Consider the following 902-nt stretch of genomic DNA (forward strand, 5'->3'; position numbering starts at 1 on the left):
GTAAGCGTCTCGGCGATGCCGTCTTTTCTTTAATTCTACTTCTTCATATCTTTGCTTTCATATTAATCAATTCCTACTTATATGACTGCACATGCTTTATACACTCAAACCCTGTCTGAGTATAAATCCCGTCTGATATCTTCTCCCTGTTTAACTCTTCGTAGTTATTGTCATGAGTGTCATGTTAATTATCATGGTATGGAACTCTGGCTTTCTCGGCACGGCATTCGCATTCGTGAACTTCGTTCTTCCCTTTCGGCTTCTTCCTCCGAAAAGCCGGTGCCCTGCTTCAGTCCTTTGGTTCCCTCATCTGCGCCTTCGGCCCGTCCGTCCTCTTCTTCGGATATGCTTTATGGTATCAATATTACTTTTCCGGATGGGGTGATTATTTCCATCAAGCAGGGAAGTTCTTTTGGTATTCACCGTTTTATTGACCTTTATAACCGTAAGATACAGGAGGAGCAGTCATGTTTGCTTTAACCGAAAATATGCGTTATTACCTGTACCAGCATTATGTCGATATGCGTAAAGGTATGACAGGACTTTATCAGCTGGTCAAGTCCGACATGTCACTTTCTCCCGTTTCAGGAGATGTTTTTGTTTTCTTTTCCCACAAACGGGACATGGTTAAAATTTTACGTTGGGATACGGATGGTTTTATTCTTTACCAGAAGCGCCTGGAAGAAGGTACCTTCGAAGTCCCGCGTTTTAATCCTTCTACGGGTGCTTACGAGCTTTCCTGGAAGAGTTTCTTTTTGATTATGCAGGGCGTCTCCCTCCGGTCAGCCAAGTGCAGGAAACGATTTCGGCTGAAGCTATAGAAACGCCAAATGATTGATAAACAATGTGTTATAACGTAGATTTATAATAAAAAGCTTTGTTGCCCGGTTCTTTTTTCGTAT

At 42.4% G+C, this 902-nt stretch carries 2 protein-coding genes; both read left to right on the top strand.

The genetic code is table 11. The features are described 5' to 3' along the window. Window positions 1–198 precede the first annotated feature (198 nt). Complete coding sequence (locus HMPREF2794_RS00670; protein WP_224207215.1) at window positions 199–480, top strand: hypothetical protein; 282 nt, start codon at window positions 199–201, stop codon at window positions 478–480. Further along, window positions 468–821: an IS66 family insertion sequence element accessory protein TnpB gene (tnpB, locus tag HMPREF2794_RS00675; protein WP_010535664.1), complete on the top strand. Its 354-nt coding sequence runs from the start codon at window positions 468–470 to the stop codon at window positions 819–821. Before HMPREF2794_RS00670 ends, tnpB begins: the two co-directional genes overlap by 13 nt. Window positions 822–902 lie beyond the last annotated feature (81 nt).

The sequence above is a fragment of the Bacteroides sp. HMSC067B03 genome (genome assembly GCF_001811315.1).
Classification (GTDB): domain Bacteria; phylum Bacteroidota; class Bacteroidia; order Bacteroidales; family Bacteroidaceae; genus Bacteroides; species Bacteroides faecis.